At 59.7% G+C, this 25035-nt stretch carries 26 protein-coding genes; 13 read left to right on the forward strand and 13 right to left on the reverse strand.

Annotation, left to right across the window (positions count from 1 at the left end; genetic code table 11):
• Positions 1–159 precede the first annotated feature (159 nt).
• Positions 160–1308 carry a PheS-related mystery ligase SrmL gene (gene srmL / locus ACOYXJ_RS10420; RefSeq protein WP_460369329.1) on the forward strand — a complete coding sequence of 383 codons (1149 nt, stop codon included), beginning with the start codon at positions 160–162 and terminating at the stop codon, positions 1306–1308.
• Positions 1309–1428: 120 nt separating this feature from the next.
• Here the strand turns inward: srmL and ACOYXJ_RS10425 are convergent, their stop codons facing one another.
• Both ACOYXJ_RS10425 and rep read right to left on the reverse strand, forming a co-directional pair.
• Complete coding sequence (locus tag ACOYXJ_RS10425; protein ID WP_102901445.1) at positions 1429–2001, reverse strand: xanthine phosphoribosyltransferase; 573 nt, start codon at positions 1999–2001, stop codon at positions 1429–1431.
• Between the two features lie 57 nt (positions 2002–2058).
• Positions 2059–4068: a DNA helicase Rep gene (rep, locus tag ACOYXJ_RS10430; protein ID WP_150793796.1), complete on the reverse strand. Its 2010-nt coding sequence runs from the start codon at positions 4066–4068 to the stop codon at positions 2059–2061.
• 262 nt (positions 4069–4330) lie between these two features.
• Between rep and ACOYXJ_RS10435 the strand changes: the two genes are divergently transcribed.
• Positions 4331–6004 (forward strand): putative bifunctional diguanylate cyclase/phosphodiesterase, encoded by a 1674-nt coding sequence (locus ACOYXJ_RS10435; RefSeq protein ID WP_150793795.1) that lies wholly within the window; start codon positions 4331–4333, stop codon positions 6002–6004.
• Positions 6005–6114: 110 nt separating this feature from the next.
• Here ACOYXJ_RS10435 and ACOYXJ_RS10440 read toward each other — a convergent pair whose 3' ends face one another.
• Positions 6115–7512, reverse strand: coding sequence for a NorM family multidrug efflux MATE transporter (locus ACOYXJ_RS10440; RefSeq protein WP_150793794.1), 1398 nt, complete (start codon positions 7510–7512; stop codon positions 6115–6117).
• Positions 7513–7671: 159 nt separating this feature from the next.
• Here ACOYXJ_RS10440 and ACOYXJ_RS10445 point away from each other — a divergent pair, with 159 nt between their 5' ends.
• The 3 genes from ACOYXJ_RS10445 to ACOYXJ_RS10455 all read left to right on the forward strand — a co-directional run bounded on the left by ACOYXJ_RS10445 (position 7672) and on the right by ACOYXJ_RS10455 (position 12183).
• Positions 7672–8592, forward strand: coding sequence for a LysR substrate-binding domain-containing protein (locus tag ACOYXJ_RS10445; RefSeq protein WP_034152038.1), 921 nt, complete (start codon positions 7672–7674; stop codon positions 8590–8592).
• A gap of 180 nt (positions 8593–8772) precedes the next feature.
• On the forward strand, positions 8773–10749 hold the full coding sequence (locus tag ACOYXJ_RS10450) for a methyl-accepting chemotaxis protein (protein ID WP_460369333.1): 1977 nt from the start codon (positions 8773–8775) through the stop codon (positions 10747–10749).
• Between the two features lie 219 nt (positions 10750–10968).
• Positions 10969–12183: an aldose 1-epimerase family protein gene (locus ACOYXJ_RS10455; RefSeq protein WP_460369335.1), complete on the forward strand. Its 1215-nt coding sequence runs from the start codon at positions 10969–10971 to the stop codon at positions 12181–12183.
• On the opposite strand, the gene ACOYXJ_RS10460 is transcribed toward ACOYXJ_RS10455, so the two are convergent.
• Both ACOYXJ_RS10460 and ACOYXJ_RS10465 read right to left on the reverse strand, forming a co-directional pair.
• Positions 12180–13673, reverse strand: a complete 1494-nt coding sequence (locus ACOYXJ_RS10460; protein ID WP_150706288.1) for a YifB family Mg chelatase-like AAA ATPase — start codon at positions 13671–13673, stop codon at positions 12180–12182. The genes ACOYXJ_RS10455 and ACOYXJ_RS10460 overlap by 4 nt on opposite strands.
• Before the next feature lie 146 nt (positions 13674–13819).
• Complete coding sequence (locus ACOYXJ_RS10465) at positions 13820–14017, reverse strand: hypothetical protein (protein WP_150793774.1); 198 nt, start codon at positions 14015–14017, stop codon at positions 13820–13822.
• 276 nt (positions 14018–14293) lie between these two features.
• Between ACOYXJ_RS10465 and ACOYXJ_RS10470 the strand changes: the two genes are divergently transcribed.
• A complete protein-coding gene (locus tag ACOYXJ_RS10470) occupies positions 14294–14602 on the forward strand; it encodes a helix-turn-helix transcriptional regulator (RefSeq protein ID WP_460373120.1) in 309 nt (102 codons plus the stop codon).
• Here ACOYXJ_RS10470 and ACOYXJ_RS10475 read toward each other — a convergent pair.
• Positions 14485–15012: a BRO-N domain-containing protein gene (locus ACOYXJ_RS10475; protein ID WP_460369337.1), complete on the reverse strand. Its 528-nt coding sequence runs from the start codon at positions 15010–15012 to the stop codon at positions 14485–14487. The genes ACOYXJ_RS10470 and ACOYXJ_RS10475 overlap by 118 nt on opposite strands.
• 359 nt (positions 15013–15371) lie before the next feature.
• Positions 15372–15632, reverse strand: a complete 261-nt coding sequence (locus tag ACOYXJ_RS10480; RefSeq protein WP_007920416.1) for an accessory factor UbiK family protein — start codon at positions 15630–15632, stop codon at positions 15372–15374.
• 414 nt (positions 15633–16046) lie between these two features.
• On the opposite strand from ACOYXJ_RS10480, the gene glnK reads away from it, so the two are divergent.
• The 4 genes from glnK (at position 16047) to sutA (ending at position 18831) form a co-directional block, all read left to right on the forward strand.
• Positions 16047–16385, forward strand: coding sequence for a P-II family nitrogen regulator (gene glnK, locus ACOYXJ_RS10485; protein WP_002555808.1), 339 nt, complete (start codon positions 16047–16049; stop codon positions 16383–16385).
• 38 nt (positions 16386–16423) lie between these two features.
• Positions 16424–17761, forward strand: coding sequence for an ammonium transporter (locus ACOYXJ_RS10490; RefSeq protein WP_038359173.1), 1338 nt, complete (start codon positions 16424–16426; stop codon positions 17759–17761).
• Positions 17762–17976: 215 nt separating this feature from the next.
• Entirely contained in the window at positions 17977–18402 is a 426-nt protein-coding gene (locus ACOYXJ_RS10495; RefSeq protein WP_007920418.1) for a secondary thiamine-phosphate synthase enzyme YjbQ, read from the forward strand.
• Positions 18403–18504: 102 nt separating this feature from the next.
• Positions 18505–18831, forward strand: coding sequence for a transcriptional regulator SutA (sutA, locus tag ACOYXJ_RS10500; protein ID WP_007920420.1), 327 nt, complete (start codon positions 18505–18507; stop codon positions 18829–18831).
• Between the two features lie 183 nt (positions 18832–19014).
• On the opposite strand, the gene ACOYXJ_RS10505 is transcribed toward sutA, so the two are convergent.
• The 6 genes from ACOYXJ_RS10505 to lptM are packed head-to-tail and all read right to left on the reverse strand — an operon-like array spanning position 19015 to position 23624.
• On the reverse strand, positions 19015–19722 hold the full coding sequence (locus tag ACOYXJ_RS10505; protein ID WP_460369340.1) for an HAD family hydrolase: 708 nt from the start codon (positions 19720–19722) through the stop codon (positions 19015–19017).
• Positions 19719–20618 (reverse strand): tyrosine recombinase XerC, encoded by a 900-nt coding sequence (gene xerC, locus ACOYXJ_RS10510; protein WP_460369343.1) that lies wholly within the window; start codon positions 20616–20618, stop codon positions 19719–19721. The genes ACOYXJ_RS10505 and xerC overlap by 4 nt, the downstream gene beginning before the upstream one ends.
• A gap of 2 nt (positions 20619–20620) precedes the next feature.
• Positions 20621–21346, reverse strand: a complete 726-nt coding sequence (locus tag ACOYXJ_RS10515; RefSeq protein WP_102901433.1) for a DUF484 family protein — start codon at positions 21344–21346, stop codon at positions 20621–20623.
• Positions 21347–21359: 13 nt separating this feature from the next.
• The gene (gene dapF / locus ACOYXJ_RS10520; protein WP_007911094.1) at positions 21360–22190 is read right to left on the reverse strand and encodes a diaminopimelate epimerase; all 831 of its coding nucleotides are present in this window, start codon (positions 22188–22190) and stop codon (positions 21360–21362) included.
• Positions 22191–22193: 3 nt separating this feature from the next.
• Positions 22194–23441 (reverse strand): diaminopimelate decarboxylase, encoded by a 1248-nt coding sequence (gene lysA, locus ACOYXJ_RS10525; protein ID WP_008084572.1) that lies wholly within the window; start codon positions 23439–23441, stop codon positions 22194–22196.
• A 9-nt stretch (positions 23442–23450) separates the two neighbouring features.
• The gene (gene lptM / locus ACOYXJ_RS10530) at positions 23451–23624 is read right to left on the reverse strand and encodes an LPS translocon maturation chaperone LptM (RefSeq protein WP_042561715.1); all 174 of its coding nucleotides are present in this window, start codon (positions 23622–23624) and stop codon (positions 23451–23453) included.
• A 284-nt stretch (positions 23625–23908) separates the two neighbouring features.
• On the opposite strand from lptM, the gene cyaY reads away from it, so the two are divergent.
• The 3 genes from cyaY to rnk all read left to right on the forward strand — a co-directional run bounded on the left by cyaY (position 23909) and on the right by rnk (position 25034).
• The gene (gene cyaY, locus ACOYXJ_RS10535; protein WP_077575013.1) at positions 23909–24241 is read left to right on the forward strand and encodes an iron donor protein CyaY; all 333 of its coding nucleotides are present in this window, start codon (positions 23909–23911) and stop codon (positions 24239–24241) included.
• Positions 24242–24245: 4 nt separating this feature from the next.
• Entirely contained in the window at positions 24246–24467 is a 222-nt protein-coding gene (locus ACOYXJ_RS10540) for a DUF1289 domain-containing protein (protein ID WP_150776008.1), read from the forward strand.
• 147 nt (positions 24468–24614) lie between these two features.
• Entirely contained in the window at positions 24615–25034 is a 420-nt protein-coding gene (gene rnk, locus ACOYXJ_RS10545) for a nucleoside diphosphate kinase regulator (protein WP_223026484.1), read from the forward strand.
• The last annotated feature ends 1 nt before the right edge of the window (position 25035 follow it).

Genomic DNA, 25035 nt, shown 5'->3' on the forward strand with positions numbered 1-25035 from the left:
TGGGTGGTTCGGTTATTTAAGCGGATTGCGTCTGTAGGCTTAATCTGAAAGTTGTAAATTCAATATTTTTAAATTGTGGTGAGCGGTCTTGTCTGGTTAGGTTTTATTTATGGGTTTGTTTTTTGGGGCTCATGCCAACCATAAATACAGGGGCACAAAGTGCATATATCAAAGAAATACCTGACAGATGTATCTGTCCACCAAGCCTTACTCCTCACTGACTTAACCGAAAAGAGCCACCCTGATCACGCTGTTCGACTATTACTGAATAAAGTCCTTCAGGGTCTCGAAGAAAAGGGCTGGCCCCGAGCACAGTTGCAGGTTGGGCCAAGGATTGTGTCCGCCGAAGAAAACTACGGTTTGCTGGGTTACGACCCGGCAGAAATTACCCTCGGCAGTGAGCACACACGTTGGGTCGATGAGCATTCGCTTTTGCGAACACAGACCACCAGCCAAATACCTGCGGCGCTTCAGCGGGCCGCCGAGGTTCGTCAGCCGGGACAAACCATTTTGCTGGCAGCGCCAGGCATTACCTTCAGGCGTGATAGCCGAGATCGTTGGCATTGCGCCGAGCCGCATCAAATGGACATTTGGGTGTTGGGCGACCCGGAGTTGGCATCCCACGAGCATTTGCTGCGTCTTGTTGGCGATATTTTGCAGTTGGCCGTTCCTGAAAAATCCTGGGTTTATAGCGATAGTCCACATCACTACACCGAGGGCGGGATTGAAGTGAATGTGTTGAATGATGGCGTGCCGGTCGAGGTTCTTGAGTGCGGGCGTATCGCGAAGTCGCTATTGCAGCGTTTGCAGATTGATCCTCTGCGCCATGGCGGGCTCGCTCTTGGGATGGGGCTGGATCGCCTGACGATGTTGCGCAAAGGCATTCCTGATATTCGTTTGTTGCGTGATCAGAATGTGCGCGTGCAGGCGCAGATGCATGATCTGGATCCGTGGACTGCGGTATCTCGTTTGCCGTCGATTGCCCGCGATATCTCGTTGGCGGTAACGCCGGGATTGAGTGAAGAGGTATTGACCGAGAGGATGTTGCAGGCGGCAGGGGATTGTTCTGGATGGATTGAGGAGATGCGAATCAAGGGGCGTTGGCAGCGTTCGGATTTACCGGCGCAAGCCATTGAGCGACTCGGAATGTTGCCGGGTCAGGAGAACGTGCTTTTGCATGTGGTGCTACGGGATTGTTCGCGCTCGATTACTACCGGCGAGGCGAATGCCTTGTACGCGGATATTCAAGCTGCGATGCATGAGGGAGTGCCGGGGGCAGGGTACAGAATGGATTTGTCGAAGGCTTGAGACTTACCTGTGGGAGCGGGCTTGCTCGCGAACGCGGTGTGTCAGTCAAAGAATGTATCGACTGACACGACGCCTTCGCGAGCAGGCTCACTCCTACAGGGGGACTGCGGTGCTGCTGGCTTATTCGATGAAGGTGACCACGCCACCTGTCAGCGATTTCACGCGAGCCAGCGACTCTACGCGGTAACCCTGCGAGTCCAGTTCGGCGCGGCCGCCCTGGAACGACTTCTCGATGACGATGCCCAGGCCGGCGACGGTGGCGCCGGCCTGTTTGATGATCGAGATCAGCGCTTGCGAGGCCTTACCGTTGGCCAAAAAGTCGTCGATGATCAGCACGCGGTCGCTGCTGGTCAGGTGACGCGGCGAGATGGCCACGGTGCTTTCGGTCTTTTTGGTGAACGAGTAAACGGTCGCCGACAGCAGGTTTTCCGTCAGGGTCAGGGACTGTTGCTTGCGGGCGAAGATCACCGGCACGCCGAGGTTCAGACCGGTCATGATCGCCGGGGCAATGCCCGAGGCTTCGATGGTGACGATCTTGGTGATGCCCGAATCCTTGAACAGCGAGGCGAATTCGTCGCCGATCAGCTTCATCAGGGCCGGGTCGATCTGGTGGTTCAGGAAGGCGTCGACCTTCAGGACCTGGTCGGAAAGCACGATGCCTTGTTCGCGGATTTTCTGGTGCAATGCTTCCATGAAGCTGTCCTCATTTGGCGCCTTGTGCGCCGAAGGTCTAGTAAAAAGTGGTCAATTCTAGCGCTTTAACATCGCGCGTATATCGGCCAATGCGTTGTTGCCGCGCACGGCTTTGACTTCGGTCGGTGTGTCGTCGTTGCCTTCCCAGGCCAGATCGTCCGGCGGCAGCTCATCAAGGAAGCGGCTCGGCGCGCAGTCGATGATCTCGCCGTACTGCTTGCGCTTGGCGGCGAAGGTGAAAGCCAGGGTCTGACGCGCGCGGGTAATGCCCACGTAGGCCAGGCGGCGTTCTTCTTCGATGGTGTCGGCTTCGATGCTGGAGCGGTGCGGGAGGATTTCCTCTTCCATGCCCATGATGAACACGTAGGGGAATTCCAGCCCCTTGGACGCATGCAGCGTCATCATCTGCACGCCTTCGGCGCCGTCCTCTTCTTCCTGCTGACGTTCCAGCATGTCGCGCAGGACCAGTTTGCCGATGGCGTCCTCGACGGTCATTTCGCCTTCTTCGTCCTTTTCGAGGGTGTTTTTCAACGCCTCGATCAAGAACCAGACGTTGCTCATCCGGTAGTCGGCAGCCTTGTCGCTGGAGCTGTTGGTGCGTAGCCAGTTCTCGTAGTCGATGTCCATGACCATGCTGCGCAGCGCCGAGATCGGGTCTTCGCCGGCGCACTGCTCGCGGACCTTGTCCATGAAACGCTTGAAGCGCGACAGGCGATCGGTGAAGCGGCTGTCCAGATGCTCGCCCAGACCGATTTCGTCGGTGGCGGCGTACATCGAGATCTTGCGTTCGGTGGCGTAGTTGCCGAGTTTTTCCAGGGTGGTCGAGCCGATTTCCCGGCGCGGCACGTTGATCACCCGCAGGAAGGCGTTGTCGTCGTCCGGGTTGACGATCAGGCGGAAGTAGGCCATCAGGTCTTTTACTTCCTGGCGGCCGAAGAAGCTGTTGCCGCCGCTCAGGCGATACGGCACCTGGTGGTGCTGCAGTTTCAGCTCGATCAGTTTGGCCTGATAGTTACCGCGATAGAGGATCGCGAAATCGCTGTACGGCCGGTCGGTGCGCAAGTGCAGGCTGAGGATTTCCATGGCCACGCGCTCGGCTTCGGCGTCTTCGTTGCGGCAGCGGATCACGCGGATCTCGTCGCCGTGGCCCATTTCACTCCACAGCTGCTTTTCGAATTCGTGCGGGTTGTTCGAGATCAGCACGTTGGCGCAGCGCAGGATGCGGCTGGTGGAGCGGTAATTCTGCTCGAGCATCACCACTTTCAGCGATGGGTAGTCGTCCTTGAGCAGCATCAGGTTTTCCGGCCGCGCGCCGCGCCAGGCGTAGATCGACTGGTCGTCGTCGCCGACCACGGTGAACTGGTTGCGCTTGCCGATGAGCATTTTTACCAGCAGGTATTGGCTGGCGTTGGTGTCCTGATATTCGTCGACCAGCAGGTAGCGCACCTTGTTCTGCCACTTTTCGAGGATGTCGGCGTGTTCTTCGAAAAGCTTTACCGGCAGCAGGATCAGGTCGTCGAAGTCCACCGCGTTGAACGCTTTCAGCGTGCGCTGATAGTGGGTGTAGACGATGGCGGCGGTCTGCTCCTTGGGATTACGCGCGTTCTCCAGAGCCTGAGGCGGCAGGATCAGGTCGTTTTTCCAAGCGCCGATCATGTTCTTGATCTCGTCGACGCCGTCGTCGCCCGCGTATTCCTTCTGCATGATGTCGGTCATCAGGGACTTGACGTCGGTCTCGTCGAAGATCGAGAAACCGGGCTTGTAGCCCAACCGCACGTGTTCCTTGCGGATGATGTTCAGACCGAGGTTGTGGAACGTGCAGACCGTCAGGCCGCGCCCTTCGCCGGCGCGCAGCAGGGTGCCGACCCGCTCTTTCATCTCGCGCGCGGCCTTGTTGGTAAAGGTCATGGCGACGATGTACTGGGCGCGGATGCCGCAGTTCTGGATCAGGTGCGCGATTTTGCGCGTGATCACGCTGGTCTTGCCGGAGCCAGCACCGGCGAGCACCAATAGAGGGCCGCCGACGTAGTTCACGGCTTCTTGCTGCCGGGGATTGAGTCGGGACATACGAAAATTCGGGAGTCGTTGACGAAATGGGCCGGCATTTTAACAGGCTCAGAGAATTGTGCTGCTCTGTCCGACTTGTGACGTACCGCGCGATTCAAATTTGCCGGTTTTGTTACTTTCGCGGAGGATGCGCGGTGATTTTGCGGCTAATGTTCTCCTTCGTGACACAAAATAACGTTTTGATAACCGTTGTCATTTGGTCATTGAACGGTGCAACGGCATAATGCCCCGCCCACATCATTGCAGAGTCTAGGGAGCTAGCTTGTCTACGCCTGTCGAACCCTTGCGTTTGCTGCTACTGGCCGAAGAGCCAGCGTGGACAGCGTTATTGCGCGAGTGTCTGGCTCCGATGGGGAGCGCGGCGGTGCTGATCAGCGCGCCGAGCTGGGACTCGGTCAGCAGTTTGTTCGAAGACAACCGCAATGCGGTGTTGTTGACCCTTCCGGCGTTGCAACCGGCACCGGGCCGTTGCAGCCTGCCGACGGTATTGCTGCTGGAGCACGAACCGGACACCGCACCGGTTGGCGTCAGTGACTGGCTGGTGTTCGACGCCCTCGACGCCGGCATGCTGCGCCGTTGTCTGCGCCATGTGCGCGAACGCGGCGTTCTCGAAAACACCCTGCAACGCCTCGCCGAACAGGATCCGTTGACCGGCATCGCCAATCGCCAGGGTTTTCAGACCTTGCTCGCCGCGCGCCTCGCGGAAAACGACGGTCGCGGCCTGGCCCTCGGGCATCTCGATCTCGACAACTTCCGCCACGCCAACGACGCCCTCGGTCATCAGGCCGGTGATCGCTTGATCCTGCAAGTGGTCGCACGGCTGAAAAGCCAGCTGGAGGCCGGTGATCAACTGGCGCGGCTGGGCAGCGATGAATTCGCTTTGCTGATCGACACCCGCCGTGCGCCGCAGCGCGCCGAGTGGATGGCCGAACGCATCACCGAAGCGCTCGCCGAACCGTATTGGGTCGATGGCGAAAGCCTGCTGATCGGCTCCAGCCTCGGCATCGCCCACGCTCGCGCGCAGGGCGGCGCCGACCCGCTGATGTGGCACGCGCACATCGCCATGCAGCAGGCGAAGAGTACGCAGGGCTGCACCTTTCATATCTTCAACGAACGTATCAACCGCAATGCGCGGAGCATGGCTGATCTGGAAAGCGAACTGCGCCGGGCCTTGCGCCGCGATGAGCTGGAGCTGCATTACCAGCCCCGTCTGAACATGCAGGATGGCCAGATTGTCGGTCTCGAAGCGTTGGTACGTTGGCGTCACAGCGAGCGCGGCCTGCTGCCGCCGAGCGAGTTCGTGCCACTGGCCGAGCAGAGCGGCTTGATTGTGCCGCTGGGTTACTGGGTGATTTCCCGGGCCTTGCGCGATATGCAGGCGCTGCGCGAACGCGGATTGCCGGCGCTGCACATGGCGATCAACCTGTCGTTCCGCCAGTTTCAGGACAGTCAGCTGTTACCGACATTGAGCCGCTTGATCGCCGAACGCGGCGTCGAGGCGCAATGGCTGGAATTCGAATTGACCGAAACCGCGGTGATGCGCCGCAGCGATCTGGTCAAGCAGACCATGGATGCGCTTGGTCGCCTCGGCGTGCGTTTTTCGCTGGATGATTTCGGTACCGGGTTCTCGTCGTTCGTGCACCTCAACAGCCTGCCGATCACTTTGCTGAAGATCGACAAGAGCTTTGTCGGTGGCATGGAGCAACGTGAGGAGAACCGCAAACTGGTGCACGCGATGATCAATCTCGCGCACAACCTGCATCTGGAAGTGGTCGCGGAAGGGGTTGAGACGCCGGAGCAACTGGAGCTGCTGCGCGGGTTTGGCTGCGATCAGGTGCAGGGTTATCTGATCAGCCGACCGTTGCCGTTGGCGGAGTTGGTGGAATATCTGACGTTTGGATCGAGTCAGCAGCCAGCCCTCGAAATCGTGAACTGACCACATAACCAATGTAGAAGTGAGCCTGCTCGCGATAGCAATCTACCAGTCAACATTTTGCTTCGACTGATACACCGCTATCGCGAGCAGGCTCACTCCTACAAGGGATCTCAGTCGGCCTGAGCGACTGTGTAGTGATTCGACGACGCAGGCTCCAACCGAATCATCCGCTTCATCTTCCATTCAAACGCCAGTGTCAAACTCACCGCCGCACACGCCAACCCCAACGCCAATCCCCACCAGACGCCCGTCGGCCCCCAGTTCAAATGGAACGCCATCCACCACGCCGCCGGCGCACCGATCAGCCAATAGCAGGCGAGCCCGACCAGGAACGTGGTTTTCGCATCCTTGAGGCCACGAATGCAGCCCATGGCAATCGTCTGCGTGCCGTCGAAAAGCTCGAACCACGCCGCCACGGCCAGCAGGCTCACCGCGAGGCGGATCACCTCGGCAAACGCCGGATCGTTATGGTCGAGGAACAAGCCGACCAACTGATTCGGCAACAGCCAGAACACCATGGCAAAAGCCAGCATCACCACCGCGCCGAACGCGATGCCGACCCGGCCCGACATGCGTGCATCCAGCAACTGACCGGCGCCGTAATGCTGGCCGATACGCATGGTGATCGCATACGACATACCGGCTGGCACCATGAACGCTACCGAAACGATCTGCAGGGCAATCTGGTGCGCGCCCATTTGTGTGCTGCCCATGGTGCCCATACACAGCGCTGCAAAGGCAAACAGCCCGACTTCCACCGCGTAGGTGCCGCCAATCGGCAGGCCGAGGCGCCACAGTTCCTTCAGGTATTGCCGATTGGGCCGCGACAGGCCCGCGCGCAACGGATAAGCGTCGTAGGCTGGATGCCGGCGAATATGCCAAGCCAGCACCAGCGCCATGCAGTTGGCGACAATCGCTGTGACCAGCCCGATCCCCATCAACCCCAGTTTCGGCAGGCCGAACATACCGGTAATCAGCGCGTAATTGAGCAGAAAGTTAGCCACTGTGCCGCCGAGGCTGATGACCATCACCGGTGTCGCCCTGCCAATCGCGCTGGTGAAGCCGCGCAGGGCCATGAAGCTCAGGTAGCCGGGCAGGGCGAAGGGCAGGGCGATCAGGAATTGCCCGGCAGCGTTGACGTTGGTTTCGGTCTGGCCGAACAGCAGCAACACCGGTTTCAGGTTCCACAGCAATAAGCCGGCGCCCAGTGCCATTAGCCACGCCAGCCACAACCCTGCTTGGGTCAGGCGTGCAGCGCCCAGAATGTCGCCTGCGCCCTGGCGGATCGCCACCAGCGTGCCGACGGCTGCGATCACGCCGATGCAGAAGATCGACACGAACGAATAGCTCGCCGCGCCCAGACCGCCGCCGGCCAGTGCTTCGGGGCTGATGCGCGCCATCATCAGGGTGTCGGTCAGCACCATCAACATGTGCGCCAACTGTGAAGCGATCAACGGCCCCGACAGCCGCAGGATGGCCCAGAGTTCGGTACGCACAGGATGCTGCATGGTCATCACCACTCGATTTTCAGAGGGAACAGGAGATCGAGGATTCTCGGCGCTTGGCAGGCTTTGCACAAAGGGATAAAAAGGATGGGTGGCATGATTAAAACTCATCTTGAACACATTCTTTCACGTCGGCTGCATCCCGCTGTAGGAGCTTTCTGCATGTCTCGTCGTCTTCCTCCCTTGTATGCCCTGCGCGCATTTGAAGCGGCGGCACGGCACAGTTCGTTCACCCGTGCGGCGGAAGAGTTGTCGATCACCCAGAGCGCAGTCAGTCGGCATATTCGAACCCTGGAAGATCATTTCGCTTGCCGGCTATTCCATCGCAGTGGTCGCAACCTGCAACTGACCGAGGCCGCTCGCCTGCTGTTGCCCGGCATCCGCGAAGGCTTCACGGCGCTGGAGCGGGCCTGCAATACCTTGCGCGCCGAAGACGACATTCTGCGCATGAAGGCGCCGTCGACCCTGACCATGCGCTGGCTGCTGGCACGGCTCAGTCGCTTCCGCCACTTGCAGCCGGGCAACGAAGTGCAACTGACCAGCGCCTGGATGGATGTGGATTCGGTGGACTTCAACGATGAGCCTTTTGATTGCGCTGTGCTGTTGAGTGACGGGCATTTTCCACCGGACTGGGAGGCGAGCCTGTTATTTCCCGAAGAACTGATTCCGGTGGGTGCGCCAAACCTGCTGAATGATCAGCCATGGGATTTGGCCCGGCTGGCGTCCACCGAATTACTCCACCCGACCCCGGATCGTCGTGACTGGCGCAGTTGGCTGGAGCACATGGGGCTGTCCGATCAGGTGTCGCTCAAGGGCGGACAGGTGTTCGATACCCTCGAGTTAGGGATGATCGCCGCGGCGCGCGGTTATGGTGTGTCGATGGGCGACCTGTTGATGGTCGCCGAAGATGTGGCGCAGGGACGACTGAGCTTGCCGTGGCCGACGGCCGTCGCCAGCGGACTGAATTATTACCTGGTGTGGCCAAAGACCCGTCCGGGAGGTGAACGTTTGCGCCGCCTCAGCGACTTCCTGCAAGGCGAAGTCCGCGCCATGGAACTGCCGGCGGTTGCGCGCTTGAGCTGAAACGTTCGAGCCGCCACAATGGCGGCCTTGTGCCATAACCCTGCTGCTCGCTCAAGTATTCGGCTTTACCGCCGAATACGTGCATGTGGAACCGTCGTGCCGGTATCCAGGATTCACCCCATTAGAAAATTATCCGAGCTGCGATCAAGGAGGATCGGGAAGTTCGGTCAGGAGCTTTCCATGTCTCAACCTCGCGCTCGGATCGCCTCGCAGCTGGGCCTCGCGCTCGCCGTGATACTGGCGATTGTTATCAGCGGCAGTACGGTATTCGCCCTGCGTTCGCTGGATACCGCCAACCTTGCTACCCGTGAAGAGCATCTCGCCAGTGAAGCGCGTCTGCTCGCCGACCAATTGAGCACCTTCCACGGCACGCTGCGCGAAAGCACGCAGCGTCTGAGCGGGCTGTTCGAAAAGCGTTTCAGCGCAGGTTTGAGCATTCACCCGAGTGAACCGGTGACCGTCGCCGGCACCCAGACCCCGGGCCTGCACTTGGGCAGTGAAGTGCTGAACAACAACTTCAAGGAAGTCGACGAGTTCAAGCAGATGACCGCTGGCGTCGCCACGCTGTTCGTGCGCAGCGGCGAAGACTTCGTACGGGTCAGCACCTCGCTGACCAAGCAGGATGGCACTCGCGCCATTGGCACCTTGCTCGATCACGCGCACCCGGCCTATGCGAAGCTGATGGCGGGGCAGGGTTATGTCGGTCGCGCCTTGTTGTTTGATCGCTCCTACATGACTCAATACACGCCCGTGCGTGACGGCAGCGGCAAAGTGATTGCCGTGCTGTTTGTCGGGTTCGACTACACCGACGCGCAGAACGCCCAGTTCGACAACCTCAAGCGCTTCCGCATCGGTCAGACCGGCTCGCTGGCGCTGCTCGATGAGCAAAACAAATGGCTGGTGGCTCCGGCGGGTGTCCAAGCGCTGGATCAGGCGGTTACGGTGATTGGCGGCCTGGCCAAAACCCCGGGCAAAGGCCAGTTCTGGAGCGACAAGGCTGAAGATTTCTACAGCGTCTCGGTGCCGTTCGACGGTGGGCCGTGGGCGGTCGTGGCGAGCATGCCAAAAGCCGAGATTCGTGCGGTGACCTGGAGCGTTGGCACGCAACTGGCTATCGGCAGTTTGCTGGCGATGCTGCTGGCGGTCGGTTCTGTGGTCTGGCTGCTGCGCAGCAAGTTGGCGCCGCTGAGCGACCTGGTTCGGCAAGCCGAAGCTCTGGGCGCCGGCGATCTGAGCGTGCGCCTGAACGTGTCGAGCAACGACGAAATCGGTCAACTGTCCCGCGCGTTCAACCAGATGAGCCAGGCGCTGTCGACCATGGTCGAGCACATCCGCCGCGCTTCGGAAGAGGTCAACAGCCGTGCGCAAGCATTGTCCGGTTTGTCCGGCGGCGCGTATGACGGCATGGAGCAGCAGTCCGGCGAGATCACCAGCATGGCCGGCGCGGTTGAAGAATTCAGCGCCACCTCGCTGAACATCGCCGACAACATGGGCGCCACCCAGCGTCTGGCTCTGGAAAACGCGCAGCAAACGCAGATTGGTCGCAGCTCGATGGAAGAAGCTTCGTCCTCTCTGGAGCAAATCGCTGGTGCCCTGAACAGCACCGCCACGGTGATCAACACCCTTGGCCAGCGCTCCCAGGAGATCGGCGGCATCGTCGGCGTGATCACCTCGATTGCCGAACAGACCAACCTTCTGGCGCTCAACGCTGCCATCGAAGCGGCCCGTGCCGGTGAACAAGGTCGCGGCTTTGCCGTGGTGGCTGATGAAGTGCGCAGCCTGGCTTCGCGCACCCGTCAGGCGACCGACGAGATTTCCAGCATGATCCATAGCATCCAGCAGGAAACCGGCAACGCGATCAGCACAATGGAACAAGGCAATGTGCTGATGCAGGAAGGCCTGTCGCGCAACGCCAATGTCGCTTCGGCGCTGGCACGTATTGACGAGCAGAGCCGTTCGGCGGGGCAGCAGTTTGCTGCGATCACCACGGCGACTCAGGAGCAGAGCAGCACCGCGACCTTGCTCAGCAGTAACCTGCAAAGCATTGCACTGGCCAACAGTGAGCAGCGTGAGGTTGTGTCGAACCTGGCTGTTACCGCCAAGGAGCTTGAGAAGCTGGCGGCGGATTTGCGTTCCGAGGTTGATCGCTTCCGTTGATGCACCTTTGAAATAGCTTTCGCGAGCAGGCTCGCTCCCACAGTGTTCGGTGTGATTCACAGATTTTGTGAAGACCCGGATCCCCTGTGGGAGCGAGCCTGCTCGCGATTGCATTACTGAAGATCTTCGGCAGAACATGCAATCTGTCGATCTAATACACTTGCTGAAACGTTTCCGCAGCGCTATAAAAATGGCACAACTCCAATAAAGGCTGCTGCCATGACCCCGCTCAAACTCGCCGTCGCCCTCGGCGCTTTCACTGCTGCCTCCCACGCCATGGCTTGGGATTACGTCCTTCTCGATACCAACAAGCCCGCGCAAAACTGGACCATCACCAGTGAGCAGCTTGGCGTGAAAACCGACAAACCCTTTTCTGTAAGCCTGCGTACCTTGCACGGTGGGCGGCAGGAAGGCGTCAGCATCGTCGATATCGATAACGGCACGATGAAACTCTCGGTGGTGCCAACCCGAGGCATGAACGTTCTGCACGCCTCTGTTGGCAACGTGCGCATGGGCTGGGATTCGCCGGTCAAGGATGTGGTCAACCCGGCCTTCATCGAACTCAACGGCCGCGGTGGTCTGGGCTGGCTGGAAGGCTTCAATGAGCTGGTGACCCGTTGTGGTTACGAATGGGTCGGCCATCCCGGCATGGACAATGGTGAGCTGCTGACCCTGCACGGACGCGCTGCCAACATCCCGGCCAGTACCGTCACGCTGCACATCGACGAAAAGCCACCCTACGCCATCAGCCTGCGCGGTGAACTGAAAGAGCAGGCGTTCAAGAAAGTCGACTTCTCGGTCGTCACTGAACTGGTCACCGAGCCCGGCAGCGTGCGCTTCGCACTTAACGATACGCTGACCAACAACGGCGATTATCCGAAGGAATACCAGGCGCTGTATCACAGCAATTTCAGCACGCCGTTCCTCGAGCAGGGCGCACGTTTTGCTGCACCGGTTAAACAGGTATCGCCGTTCAACGACAAGGCCAAGGGCGATCTGGCTGACTGGCAGACCTATCGCGCGCCGACCAAGGACTATGACGAAACCGTCTACAACGTCGTGCCCTATGCCGACGCCAAAGGTGAAACCCTGACCGTTTTGCACAATAAGGCCGGTAGCCTCGGCGTCTCCGTCGGCTTCAATACCCAGCAGTTGCCAGTGTTTTCCCTGTGGAAAAACACCGATACGCAAGGCCAGGGCTATGTCACCGGGCTGGAGCCGGGCACCAGCTTTTCCTACAATCGCCGCTATCAGCGTCCGCTGAATCTGGTGCCGACCATTGCACCGAAAGAACACAAACAGTTCCAGATCAGCTACAGCCTGCTCGCGGACAAAGGTGCTGTGGATAAGGCCTTGAAGCGTGTGACCGAGATTCAGGCGGGGCGCGAGACCGAAGTGCGGCAGACGCCGTTGGTGGATCTGACCGAGCATTAAGGTGTTGCCGGCCGATATTGCAGCGCCTCGGCCAAGTGTTCGCGTTTGATTGCATCGACTTGCTCAAGGTCTGCCAGAGTGCGGGCGACCTTGAGTAGCCGGTGTGCTGAGCGCAGCGATAACGTCAGCCGTTCACAGGCTGATTCCAGCCATTTCTCATCGGCTGTGGATAACTTGCAGTGTTTTTTCAGTCCTGGCAAATCGAGAAACGCGTTGGCGCAGCCTTGACGCTTCTGCTGTCGTTCGCGAGCCTCGGCCACCAATGCCGCAGCGCTGGCGCTGTCCTCGCCGGGTTTAATCGCAGGATTCAACGCCGTCGCTTCCCGCGCCACCGTCAGGTGCAGATCAATCCGATCCAGCAACGGCCCCGATAGCTTGTTGCGATAGCGCTGCACCATGTCCGGTGTGCACGAGCACTTGCCGCTGGGCTCGCCAAGATATCCACAAGGGCAGGGATTCATCGCCGCCACCAACTGGAAGCGTGCCGGAAAACGTACGCGATCCTTCGCTCGGGCGATGACGATATGTCCTGACTCCAAAGGCTCGCGTAAAACCTCCAATACCTTGCGATCAAACTCCGGCAACTCATCGAGAAACAGCACACCATGGTGGGCGAGGGTGATTTCGCCGGGCTGCGGCTTCGAGCTGCCACCAACGAGTGCCGGCCCGGATGCCGAGTGGTGCGGTTGACGGAAGGGACGCTGCGGCCAATGGGTCAGCGGTGCGCCACTGGCGACGGACTGAATCGCCGCCACCTCCAGCGCTTCACTCTCGGCCAGCGGCGGCAACAGTCCCGGCAATCGGCTGGCCAGCAATGTCTTACCCGTTCCCGGCGGCCCACTGAACAGCAGGTTATGGGCACCCGCTGCGGCAATCAGCAATGCCCGTTTCGCCGCCACTTGCCCCTGCACTTCATTCAAGTCGGGATAAGGCTTGCTGGCATGCATCAACCCGTCTGATACATACGGCTCAACCGGCGTATGTCCATTGAAATGCGCCACCGCCTCCAGCAAATGATCCACCGCAAACACCTTCAACCCCGAGGCCAGGCACGCCTCCTCGGCATTCGCCCGCGGCACCACCAGCGCACGACCCGCCTTGCGCGCCGCCAATGCTGCCGGCAAAACCCCGCGCACCGCTCGTACTGCGCCGGACAACGCCAACTCTCCCAGACATTCCACATCATCCAGCGTCAGACACGGCACCTGCACACTCGCCGACAGAATCCCCAAGGCAATCGCCAGATCAAACCGCCCGCCATCCTTGGGCAGATCCGCCGGCGCCAGATTCAAGGTGATCCGCCGCGCCGGAAACTGCAGCCCGGAATTGATGATCGCGCTGCGCACCCGATCCTTGCTCTCCTTCACCGCCGCCTCGGGCAGCCCGACCATGGTCAGCGACGGCAGACCGTTGGCCAGATGAACTTCGACGGTGACAGCGGGGGCTTCCACGCCAATCTGGGCGCGACTGTGGACGATGGAGAGGGACATGGTCGTTCCTTGAGCTGAATCGGGGGCCGCTTCCTGCGGGTTTTTTAAGGGTAGTTGGGAGAGCGAGTCCAAGTGGCACGGATGCGAGGGCAAACCTTCACTGGATGTTGCCAAGGTGCCCTTCCACCTTCAGTAGAGGCGCCACATTAGTTTTCTTCTTCGGGATTTCTTACTTGGCTTCCTCCCCCGGCCAGCCAACCATCCGGTTCGAGTTCTTTACCGTACTTGGCCGCTACCTCAATAAAACGACGCTGATTGGCTGAAATACCTCCGGCTAACCGAAGTGCTTCAGCGTGATATCCAACAATCTCTTCTAGCTTTGCCCTTCTCTTTTTGTCTTTCATTGAGGTCTCTTTTTTTGGATGACAGATGCTTTGTTGGCCACCGTAGTACAAGGAGGAAAAGTCGCGTAATCAGGCGCAGACGCTAATGTTTGTAGGGCCATGCCCTAATAGTTGTAGGACGCCGGCGAAAGGGGGGTGAAGGTCTTGTATCCGGGAGTCGGATGTTCCAGTTTGGCCACTCAACGCAGCCTCTGGAGTCGAGAAATGAACCGCAATGGTATGCGCCCGATTCATCCGGGCGAGGTTCTGAATAAGGAATTCATGGAGCCGTTGGGCATGACTGTCATGGATCTGGCCATGCCCACGAACTGGCCCGAAAGTGAGATCGAAAAGCTTGTGAAATGCCAGCTGAGGATCTGCGCCGATCTGGCAATCAGCCTTGCCACTCATCTCAACACTACGCCTGAGTTCTGGATGAATCTCCAATCGACTTACGATTGCGCAGGGCCCAGCTCCGGCATGCGGGTTTATAGCGATTGCAGCATCCGCGAAGCTCTTTTCCACCATGGCCCCGTCATTGGGCGCTTGGTCTGTTCCCGTTCCACCATCATCAGCGGCACATCTTGTAACCGTATCCACGGCTGATTATTCCAATGCAACAAACTCAACGTCATGTCCGGCCAATTGAGCAGGCTCAGGTGTGGGCGTTCGCTTGTGCTGGGGTGTTGGGCGTCGCGAAGGGTGGGGATGACCTGGTGGGTGAGCCATTCGCGCAGCGAGCGGTATTCGGGGCAGTAGTGGTAGACGAGGAGGGCGTAGATGCCGGATTCGCTGATCAGCAGGGTGTTTTCGATCTGGTTGTGGATAAGGGTTTTGCGGGTCTGGTATTGGTCGGGGTCGAGTTTTCGCAGCATGCGTTCGTTGAGGTAGATGTGCAGCAGGCGGCTCAGGTCTCGAGCGCAGAACCAGGGTTGGTTCTGGATGAGGAGGGCGTGGAGGGGGAGTTTGTGGCGGGTGAAGATGTGCGGGGTCAGACAAGTCTCTTCTTGATTCATTGAGCAGTTCCTCTTGCTTAAGGGGCTGCCCTCAATCGTCGCCAAACGATTGGGTGGCAGTTGTACGCGGGTTGGCGAACCGGAGCAAAAGGAACCCGGCAGACCCGAAGATCTCCCACGCACAACCGCCATAACTCGATGAGGCGGTAAATGTAGCCGCCATCATGGTAGTCGTGCGCCTTAAGCTTTCCAGGTCGCCAAACCCGGTGCTGAACATTCAGCATCGGATGAGCTTAGGAACCGGGGCTTTTCGGCGCAATCGGACGGCGGTCATTCAGGTTGTAGGACGTTGCCGGGATGGTTGAAGGGCTGGAGATCAAAAGATCGCAGCCTTCGGCAGCTCCTACAGGGGGCGCGGATTATTCAGCGGGCGGCGTCAGCTTGGCTTCCATCTCGGCGACTTTGGCTTCGAGACTCTCAAGTCGAGCGCGAGTACGCGCCAACACAACCATCTGACTATCAAACTCTTCACGGCTGACCAGATCGAGTTTGCTGAACGCACTCTGCAGCAGCATCTTGAACTGGCTTTCGATTTCGGCTTTCGGCAGCGGGGTGTCGCCGCTGAACAGGCGGGAGGCGGTGCCGCTCAGGGCGTCGAGGAAGTCTTTGGGCGCGAGCATGGTGGATGTCCTGGAAACAATGGCCGGCAGTGTATCACGCAGTGTCTATAGTCAATCTCGTGGTCAGGGATGCACGCTTTTCGCGCAGGCGGACGGATGGCGACGCACCGTTGTTGTGCGTATCCGGATGGCGTTTTGCACGGGATGGCTTGCGGCAGCGGCCAAGGGATTGAAATCAGGGGATTTTGGCGAGATGGCAAGGTTTCTGCTTAGTCACCTTCGACCCATGCACTGATGCAGTCGCTGTGACGAATGCAGTGCGGCAGACGGAGCGGGGAGTTTCGTCGGCAGCGGTTAGCTGGCGTCAGTCGGGCAGGTAAGGCCGACGATGCGTTACAAAGCCAGGCACTGCGCTTAGACTTGAGTCGGGTTTGTTTTCCTGGGGCAAGTCCACCAATTCGGGAGAGAGTTTTCATGAAGCTAGTCACTGCCATCATCAAGCCGTTCAAGTTGGACGACGTGCGCGAGTCGCTGTCCGAAATCGGCGTGCAGGGCATTACCGTTACTGAAGTCAAAGGCTTCGGCCGGCAGAAGGGTCACACCGAGCTGTATCGCGGCGCGGAATATGTGGTCGATTTTCTGCCCAAGGTGAAAATCGACGTGGCCATCGACGACAAGGATCTGGATCGGGTTATCGAGGCGATCACCAAGGCGGCCAACACCGGCAAGATCGGTGACGGCAAGATCTTCGTGGTCAATCTGGAACAGGCGATCCGCATCCGTACCGGCGAAACCGATACCGACGCGATTTAAACGCCGCCACAAACCCCAACGCCCCAGGAGAAAACAATATGACTCTGCGTAAATTCGCAGGGCTAGGAGCCCTGTTGTCCATCGTAATGCCAAGCCTTGCAATGGCGGCAGACGAAGTGGCGGCCCCAGTCCTCAATTCTGGCGACACTGCCTGGATGCTCACCTCGACAGCCCTCGTGCTGTTCATGACCATCCCGGGCCTGGCGCTGTTCTACGGCGGCATGGTTCGCTCGAAAAACATTCTTTCCGTGATGATGCAGTGCTTCGCCATTACCGGTCTGATCAGCATCCTGTGGGTCATTTATGGCTACAGCATTGCGTTCGACACCACCGGCATGGAGCAGGGCGTCGTCAACTTCAACTCGTTCTTCGGCGGCATGGGCAAGGCGTTCCTCGCCGGTGTCACGCCTTCGAGCCTGACCGGCCCAGCGGCGCTGTTCCCTGAGGCGGTGTTCATCACCTTCCAGATGACCTTCGCGATCATCACCCCGGCGCTGATCGTCGGTGCGTTCGCCGAGCGGATGAAGTTCTCCGCGATGCTGATCTTCATGGCTATCTGGTTCACCCTGGTTTACGCGCCGATCGCGCACATGGTCTGGTCCGGCAACGGCGGCCTGATGTGGGACTGGGGCGTGCTCGACTTTGCGGGCGGCACCGTGGTGCACATCAACGCCGGTGTCGCCGGTCTGATTGCCTGCCTGGTGTTGGGCAAACGTAAAGGCTTCCCGACCACCCCGATGGCTCCGCACAATCTGGGTTACACCCTGATGGGCGCGGCGATGCTGTGGGTCGGCTGGTTCGGCTTCAACGCCGGCTCCGCTGCAGCGGCCAACGGCACCGCCGGCATGGCGATGCTGGTCACTCAGATCGCTACCGCTGCCGCCGCACTGGGCTGGATGTTTGCCGAGTGGGTCACCCACGGCAAGCCAAGCGCGCTGGGCATCGCTTCGGGTGTGGTTGCCGGTCTGGTAGCGATCACTCCGGCAGCCGGCACCGTGGGCCCGATGGGCGCACTGGTGATCGGTCTGGCGGCGGGTGTGGTGTGCTTCTTCTGCGCCACCACCCTGAAACGCAAACTCGGTTATGACGATTCCCTGGATGCCTTCGGCGTGCACGGTATCGGCGGTATCCTCGGCGCGATCCTCACCGGTGTGTTCGCAGCTCCCGCTCTGGGTGGTTTCGGCACCGTGACTGATATCGGTGCGCAAGTGTGGATTCAGGTCAAAGGCGTGGGCTTCACGGTGATCTACACCGCGATCGTCACCTTTATCATCCTCAAGGTCCTGGACGCCGTCATGGGTCTGCGCGTGACCGAGGAAGAAGAGTCGGTTGGCCTCGATCTGGCACAACACAACGAACGCGGCTACAACCTGTAAGTACCCGCATTAAAAAATTTGCCCGGTTCGCCGGGCATTTTTTTGTCCGGAATTTGTCATTCAGAGAGCAGCTGAAAGGATTTTTCGTACTGCTTTGGTCGTGTTTACGACGGGCGTTTTTCTGCGGCCAATGGCTTACATGATTGCAGGAATATTAGGGCCTTTGTTTTTTCCCAGAGCGCGCTAGAATGCGCCCCGAACGTGCGGAGAACTGTATGTGGCAACAGACTCTGATAACCCTGCGGGCACGGCCCCGGGGCTTTCATCTGGTAACGGACGAGTTACTCGCGGGGCTGCCTGAACTCAGGGAGTGCCGGGTCGGTCTGTTGCATTTGTGGCTGCAGCATACCTCGGCGTCGTTGACCATCAACGAGAACGCCGATCCGGCGGTACGTCGCGACTTCGAACGATTTTTCAATCGTCTGATCCCACAAGGAACAGACGGCTATGAGCATAACGACGAAGGCCTGGACGACCTCCCGGCGCACTTCAAGGCCAGCGTGCTTGGCTGCCAGATCAGTCTGCCGGTTTCGGCAGGTCGCCTGGCACTGGGGACCTGGCAAGGCGTTTATCTGGGCGAGCACCGTGATCATGGCGGTGCCCGAAAAGTCCTCGCCACCTTGCACGGTGAAGGGGCATAAACCGTTGGTCACCAATGGTTACTGATTTTTTAACGGCGACTTTCGACAGTTGCCAAAGCTGGTCTATAACTAATCTGCTTTTCGCAAGTCATGAGGTAGAACATGAGCGACGATGATCTGGAAAACGACGACCTCGAAGTAGGCGACGAAGACGAGGCCGAGGAAGGTCTGGAAGCAGCAGCGGAAGACGTTGCTGACGACGATGGCGGCGACGATACGCCGGCCCCGGCTGCCAAAGGCAAAGCCAAGGCTGCGGTGTCGGTAGACGAGTTGCCGAGCATTGAAGCCAAGAACAAGGAGCGCGACGCCCTGGCCAAGGCCATGGAAGAGTTCCTGTCTCGCGGCGGAAAAGTGCAGGAAGTGGAGGCCAATGTGGTCGCCGATCCGCCGAAGAAGCCAGACAACAAGTACGGTAGCCGCCCTATCTGAGGCGTGCCGCTGGCTTGCTGAAAAGGCCCGCCGTCGCTGCGGGCTTTTTCATGTCTGGAATTCCGCACGCGCCACTATCCCCCTGTAGGAGTGAGCCTGCTCGCGATAGCGGTGTGTCAGTCAACCCAGATGTATCTGATACACCGCTATCGCGAGCAGGCTCACTCCTACAAGGGAACTGTGTCAGTTCGAGGGGGCATTCCAGCGTGCGAGAACGGCTGGCAAATCGCTCAGGCTACGAATCTCGGCATCCGGCAGGCGATCCGCCTCCCAGGCCTTACCCGCCGGGTTAAACCAGATCGCCCGCAATCCCGCCTGCTGCGCCCCGGCAATGTCATCCCCCGGATGATCACCTATGTGCACGGCGGTTTCGGCCGTGGCGCCACCACGCTGCAACGCCTCATGAAACAACCGCGCATCCGGTTTGGCGATGCCGATATCTTCCGCGCACAAGGCAAACTTGAAGTAATCCGCCAACCCCAACCGGCGCACATCGGCGTTGCCATTGGTGACCACGCCAAGCGCATAGTGATTGGCGAGAATCTCCAGCACGGGCTCGACTTCAGGGAACACTTCGATCTGATGCCGCGCATGCAGGAACACTTCAAAACCCTTGTCTGCCAAGTCGGTGGCTTCGCCATGGGCGTAGCCGGCGTCCTCCATCGCATGAAACAACACCCGCCGACGTAGAGCGCTGATCCGGTGCTTGAGCCCCGGTTCATTAGCCAATACCCGCTCACGGATCGACCACAAATGTTCGACCGGCACCGCGCCCAGATTCGGCGCATGTTCGCTCAGCCATTCGCGCAATACCGCTTCGGCGCTGACGATCACCGGGGCGGTGTCCCATAGCGTGTCGTCGAGGTCGAAGGTGATCAACTGGATGCTCATGAATCATCGCCTTTCATGCGTTTGGCCCGTGGATGGGCGCTGTCGTAGATCGCCGCCAGGTGCTGGAAGTCCAGGTGGGTGTAGATCTGCGTGGTCTTGATATCGGAGTGGCCGAGCAATTCTTGCACAGCGCGCAGATCCTGCGAGGATTCGAGCAGATGGCTGGCGAAAGAATGCCTGAGCATGTGCGGGTGCAGGTTCTGCCCCAGTTCGCGTTCGCCGGCCAGTTTGACCCGCACCTGAATCGCTCGCGGGCCAAGGCGTCGACCTTGCTGGCTGACGAATACGGCGTCGTCTGCGGGGTTGGTCATGGCCCGTAACGGTAGCCATTGTTCCAGTGCTTCGCGGGCCTTTTTACCCACCGGTAGCAAACGGGTTTTGCTGCCCTTGCCGAGCACCTGGACCATGCCGTCGGCGAGGTCGAGCTGATCAAGATTGAGCCCGGTCAGCTCTGACAAACGCAGCCCCGAGGAATAGAACAACTCCAGAATCGCCTGATCCCGACGCGCAAGAAAATCATCCTCGACTGCACCTTCCAACAGTTGCAGAGCACGGTCAGTATCGAGGGTTTTCGGCAGGCGTCGCTCGCCTTTCGGCGGTGCCAGACCGGTTGCCGGATCATGGTCGCAGAGGCCTTCGCGATTCAGATAGTGGTAAAGCCCACGCACCGCCGAGAGCAACCGGGCGAGGCTGCGCGAAGATTGTCCTTGCGCATGCAGGCGAGCGATCAGGCTGCGCAGGCGCTGAATATCCAGCGCTGCCCAGCTGCCGATGTTCTGTTTGACGCACCAGCCAAGGACTTTGTCGAGGTCGCGGCGGTAGGCCGACAGCGTGTGCGGCGACACCTGTCGCTCACTGCGCAGGTGTTCGCAGTAAGCGTCCAGTTGCCGTTCCATGTTCAGCGTACCGAGCGCAGGGAGCTGTTGACCCGTGGCAGCACGCGGCCCATGACTTCGGCGATATAGCTGAGGAACAGCGTACCGACCGAACTCTTGTAGTGCTGCGGATCACGGCTGGCGATCGCCAGAATGCCGTGGATGCCTTGGTGGCTGACCGCGACCACCGCGGTAGAGCCGATTTGCTTGCGCTGTTCTTCGCCAAAGAGGAAGTCCAGTTCATGCTCGCGCAGGCTGCCGCTGACGCTTTTGCCTTCGGTGAGCAAGCCGCCGATGGCGACTTGGGCGTCAGCGTGGGTAACCCAGCGACCGACCGGTGCCGGGTTGTCACCGAGCAGGATCAGGCTGACAAAAGGCACCTGGAAGTCCTGACGCAGACTGTCTTCGACGCTGATCACCACGTCTTCCAGGCTGCTGGCGTCCATCAGGGACAGGATCAAGCGACGAGTCTTGTCGAACAGGCGATCGTTGTCGCGGGCGACGTCCATCAAATGCGAGAGGCGGTGACGCATCTCGATGTTGCGGTCGCGCAGGATAGTCATCTGCCGCTCGACCAGCGAAACGGTGTCACCGCGCTGGTGGGGAATGCGCAAGGCGGGCAGCAGTTCTTCGTGCTCGACGAAGAAGTCCGGATGCGCCTCGAGGTATGCGGCAACCGCTGCCGCCTCGAGGCTCTCGGACGCTGATTCGTCGGACTGTCGGGCGGGTACCTGAGGCTTATCGGTCATGGTTTCTGCTCACTCAAAGACGTACTTGTCCTTCATATACACGCACTGCCGGACCGGTCATCAGCACCGGTTGGCCAGGGCCTGCCCACTCAATGGACAGACGCCCGCCGGGCAGGTCGATCAATAGCGGCGAATCCATCCACCCCTGGCTGATCGCAGCGACAGCCGCTGCACACGCGCCGGTGCCGCAGGCCTGGGTTTCCCCGGCGCCGCGTTCCCACACACGCAATTGCGCGCGGTTACGATCGATGACCTGGAGAAAACCGACATTCACTCGCGCCGGGAAGCGCGGATGGTGTTCGATTTTCGGCCCCAGTTCATGCACCGGTGCGCTGTTGATGTCCTGCACGCGCAATACCGCGTGCGGGTTGCCCATCGATACGGCGGCCAGTTCGACCGTGGTACCGTCGACTTCCAGCTGATAGCTGGTCGCCTGCGCCGGCGCTTCGAACGGAATGTCCGCCGGCACCAGACGCGGGGCGCCCATGTTCACGCCGATCTGGCCGTCGTTACGCACGTCCAGTTCGATGATGCCGCCCTTGGTTTCGACGCGGATCTGCCGTTTGGCGGTCAGACGCTTGTCGAGCACGAAACGGGCGAAGCAGCGTGCACCGTTGCCGCACTGCTCAACTTCGGATCCGTCGGAGTTGAAAATCCGGTAACGGAAATCCACATCCGGATTGCTCGGCGCCTCAACGATCAGCAACTGGTCGAAACCGATGCCGGTGTGGCGGTCGCCCCATTGCTTGGCGTGCTTGGGCTGAATATGCGCGTGCTGGCTGACCAGGTCGAGAACCATAAAGTCATTGCCCAAGCCGTGCATTTTAGTAAAACGCAGCAGCATGGGTTACTCCGGCAGCAGGCTTTCGCCGGCAAACAGCTCGGCCACGGTTTCGCGGCGGCGCACTTCAAAAACCTGATCACCGTCTACCAACACTTCGGCGGCACGGCCACGGGTGTTGTAGTTGGAACTCATCACAAAACCGTAGGCACCGGCCGAATGCACGGCCAGCAGATCGCCTTCGGCCAGGGCCAGTTCGCGATCCTTGGCGAGGAAGTCGCCGGTTTCGCAGATCGGGCCGACGATGTCGTATTTGCGCGCAGCGGAGTCACGCGGTTTGACCGCCGTGACGTCCATCCATGCCTGATACAGCGCCGGGCGGATCAGGTCGTTCATCGCCGCGTCGACGATGGCGAAGTCTTTGTGTTCGGTGTGCTTGAGGTATTCGACCTGGGTCAGTAGCACGCCGGCGTTGGCAACGATGAAACGGCCCGGCTCGAACACCAACGCCAGATCACGACCGTTGAGACGCTCGCGCACGGCTTTGATGTAGTCGGCAGCCAATGGCGGCTCTTCATCGCGATAACGCACGCCCAGACCACCACCGAGATCGATGTGGCGCAGGTGAATGCCGCAATCGCCGAGACGATCGACCAGATCCAGCAGACGATCAAGGGCATCGAGGAACGGTGGCAGCGTGGTCAGTTGCGAGCCGATGTGGCAATCAACGCCAACCACTTCCAGGTTCGGCAGATGCGCGGCACGCACGTACACGTCTTCGGCGTCGGCGATGGCGATGCCGAACTTGTTCTCTTTGAGACCGGTGGAAATGTACGGATGGGTGCCGGCATCGACGTCCGGGTTCACGCGCAGCGATACCGGTGCGCGAACGCCCAGCTCGGCGGCGACGACTTGCAGGCGCTCAAGCTCGTCGGTGGACTCGACGTTGAAGCAGTGCACGCCGACTTCCAGCGCGCGACGCATGTCGTCACGGGTCTTGCCGACACCGGAGAAGACGATTTTCTCAGGGCTGCCGCCAGCGGCGAGCACGCGTTCCAGCTCGCCACGGGAAACGATGTCGAAACCGGCACCGAGACGGGCCAGGACATTCAGCACGCCGAGGTTGGAGTTGGCTTTGACCGCGAAGCAAACCAGATGTGGCATGCCGGCCAGCGCATCGGCGTAGGCCAGATACTGGGCTTCGATGTGCGCGCGCGAATAAACATAAGTGGGCGTGCCGAAACGGTCGGCGATGGCTGACAGCGCCACGCCTTCCGCGAACAGCTCCCCGCCACGGTAGTTAAAAGCGTCCATGGCGATCCCTTAGTAAACGTCGTGCTTGTGTGCTTTCGAAGCAGGCTGCTTTTGCGAAGACTGGGCTTGCTCGGCCGGGTCCTGATCATCATCGGGCAGGTACAGCGGGCCTTTTTGACCGCAGGCCGAAACAAGGCAGGCAACCGCGACGAGCGCAGCAAGGGAAGAGATCAGGCGCTTCATGGCGAAATCCTTGAAAATGCGTTAATTGCGCCGGAGTATACCGGCCACCCGGCGGCTTGCCTATGTGATGGCCCTCCCGTCCGGCGGGGCTCTCTAAATGCACCAATATCTCTGTGGGAGCGAGCCTGCTCGCGAATGCGGCGGGTCAGCCAGCAATAATGTTGAATGTGCCGGCCATTCGCGAGCAGGCTCGCTCCCACAGGTCGTTAATCTTTGCAATCGGCCAGCAGCGTCCGTATCTTTCGGCGCTTGAGCCTGATCAGACATTTTTTGAGGTTGCCGCAATGAGTTTGTCCGAAGCCCGTTTTCACGATCTGGTCGATGAAACCCAGGAAAAACTGGAAGACATCTTTGACGAAAGTGATCTGGATATCGACCTGGAGAGCTCGGCCGGTGTGCTTACCGTCAAGTTCGAAAACGGCTCGCAGCTGATCTTCAGCCGCCAGGAGCCGCTGCGTCAGCTGTGGCTGGCGGCGGTGTCCGGTGGTTTCCACTTCGACTACGACGAAGAAAGCGAGCGCTGGATGTGCGACAAGAGCGAAGAGCAATTGGGCGAAATGCTCGAGCGCATCGTCAAGCAGCAGGCCGGCGCCGAATTCGATTTCGAAGGTCTGTGATTCCGTGACTGAGACTGCTCCCGCCCGGCCTCCGAAGCCGCTCTACAGCAACATCAGCCCGGCAGTGCCTTCGCCGTGCAGCGGTGTATGCCGACTGGACGAGCAAAAGGTCTGCCTCGGCTGCTTCCGCCATGTCGAAGACATTCGCGAATGGCGTTCGGCGGACGATCAACGCCGCCGGGTCATCTGCGCCCAAGCCGCAGACCGCCGCAATTCTTCAATGTAGGGGCTGGCCGGGTGGGTGACTTGTATATTTTTTGAGCTGTGATAGTGTCCGAACACGCCTCAACCCATCGAGGCCTGGTGAAAACCCCGTCTTTTTTGGCGGGGTTTTGCTTTTTTTGTGTGCAGAAGAAAGGAGTCTGCTCGGATCATGACCGCACCTTCCATCACCCTTACCCGTCTGGACGTGCAACGTCTGGAACGCCTGATCGATAGCCTGAACGATAAAGACCAGGCTGCGCCGGGCGTGATTGCGCTGCAAACCGAGCTGGACCGCGCCGATACCGTGGTCGGCCACGATGAAGTGCCCGCCGATGTCGTGACGATGAATTCCCGTGTGCATTGCCGCGAAGAAGGCAGTGGCAAGGACTATCACCTGACGCTGGTCTATCCGAAGGATGCCAACGCCGATGAAGGCAAGATCTCGATCCTGGCTCCGGTCGGCAGCGCGTTGCTGGGCCTGAAAGTCGGTCAGCACATCGACTGGCCGGCACCGGGTGGCAAGACCCTCAAACTGACGTTGCTCGAAGTTGAATCGCAGCCGGCCAACGGCGGTGATTTCCGCGAGTAAG

Source organism: Pseudomonas sp. Tul2A7, assembly GCF_054790505.1.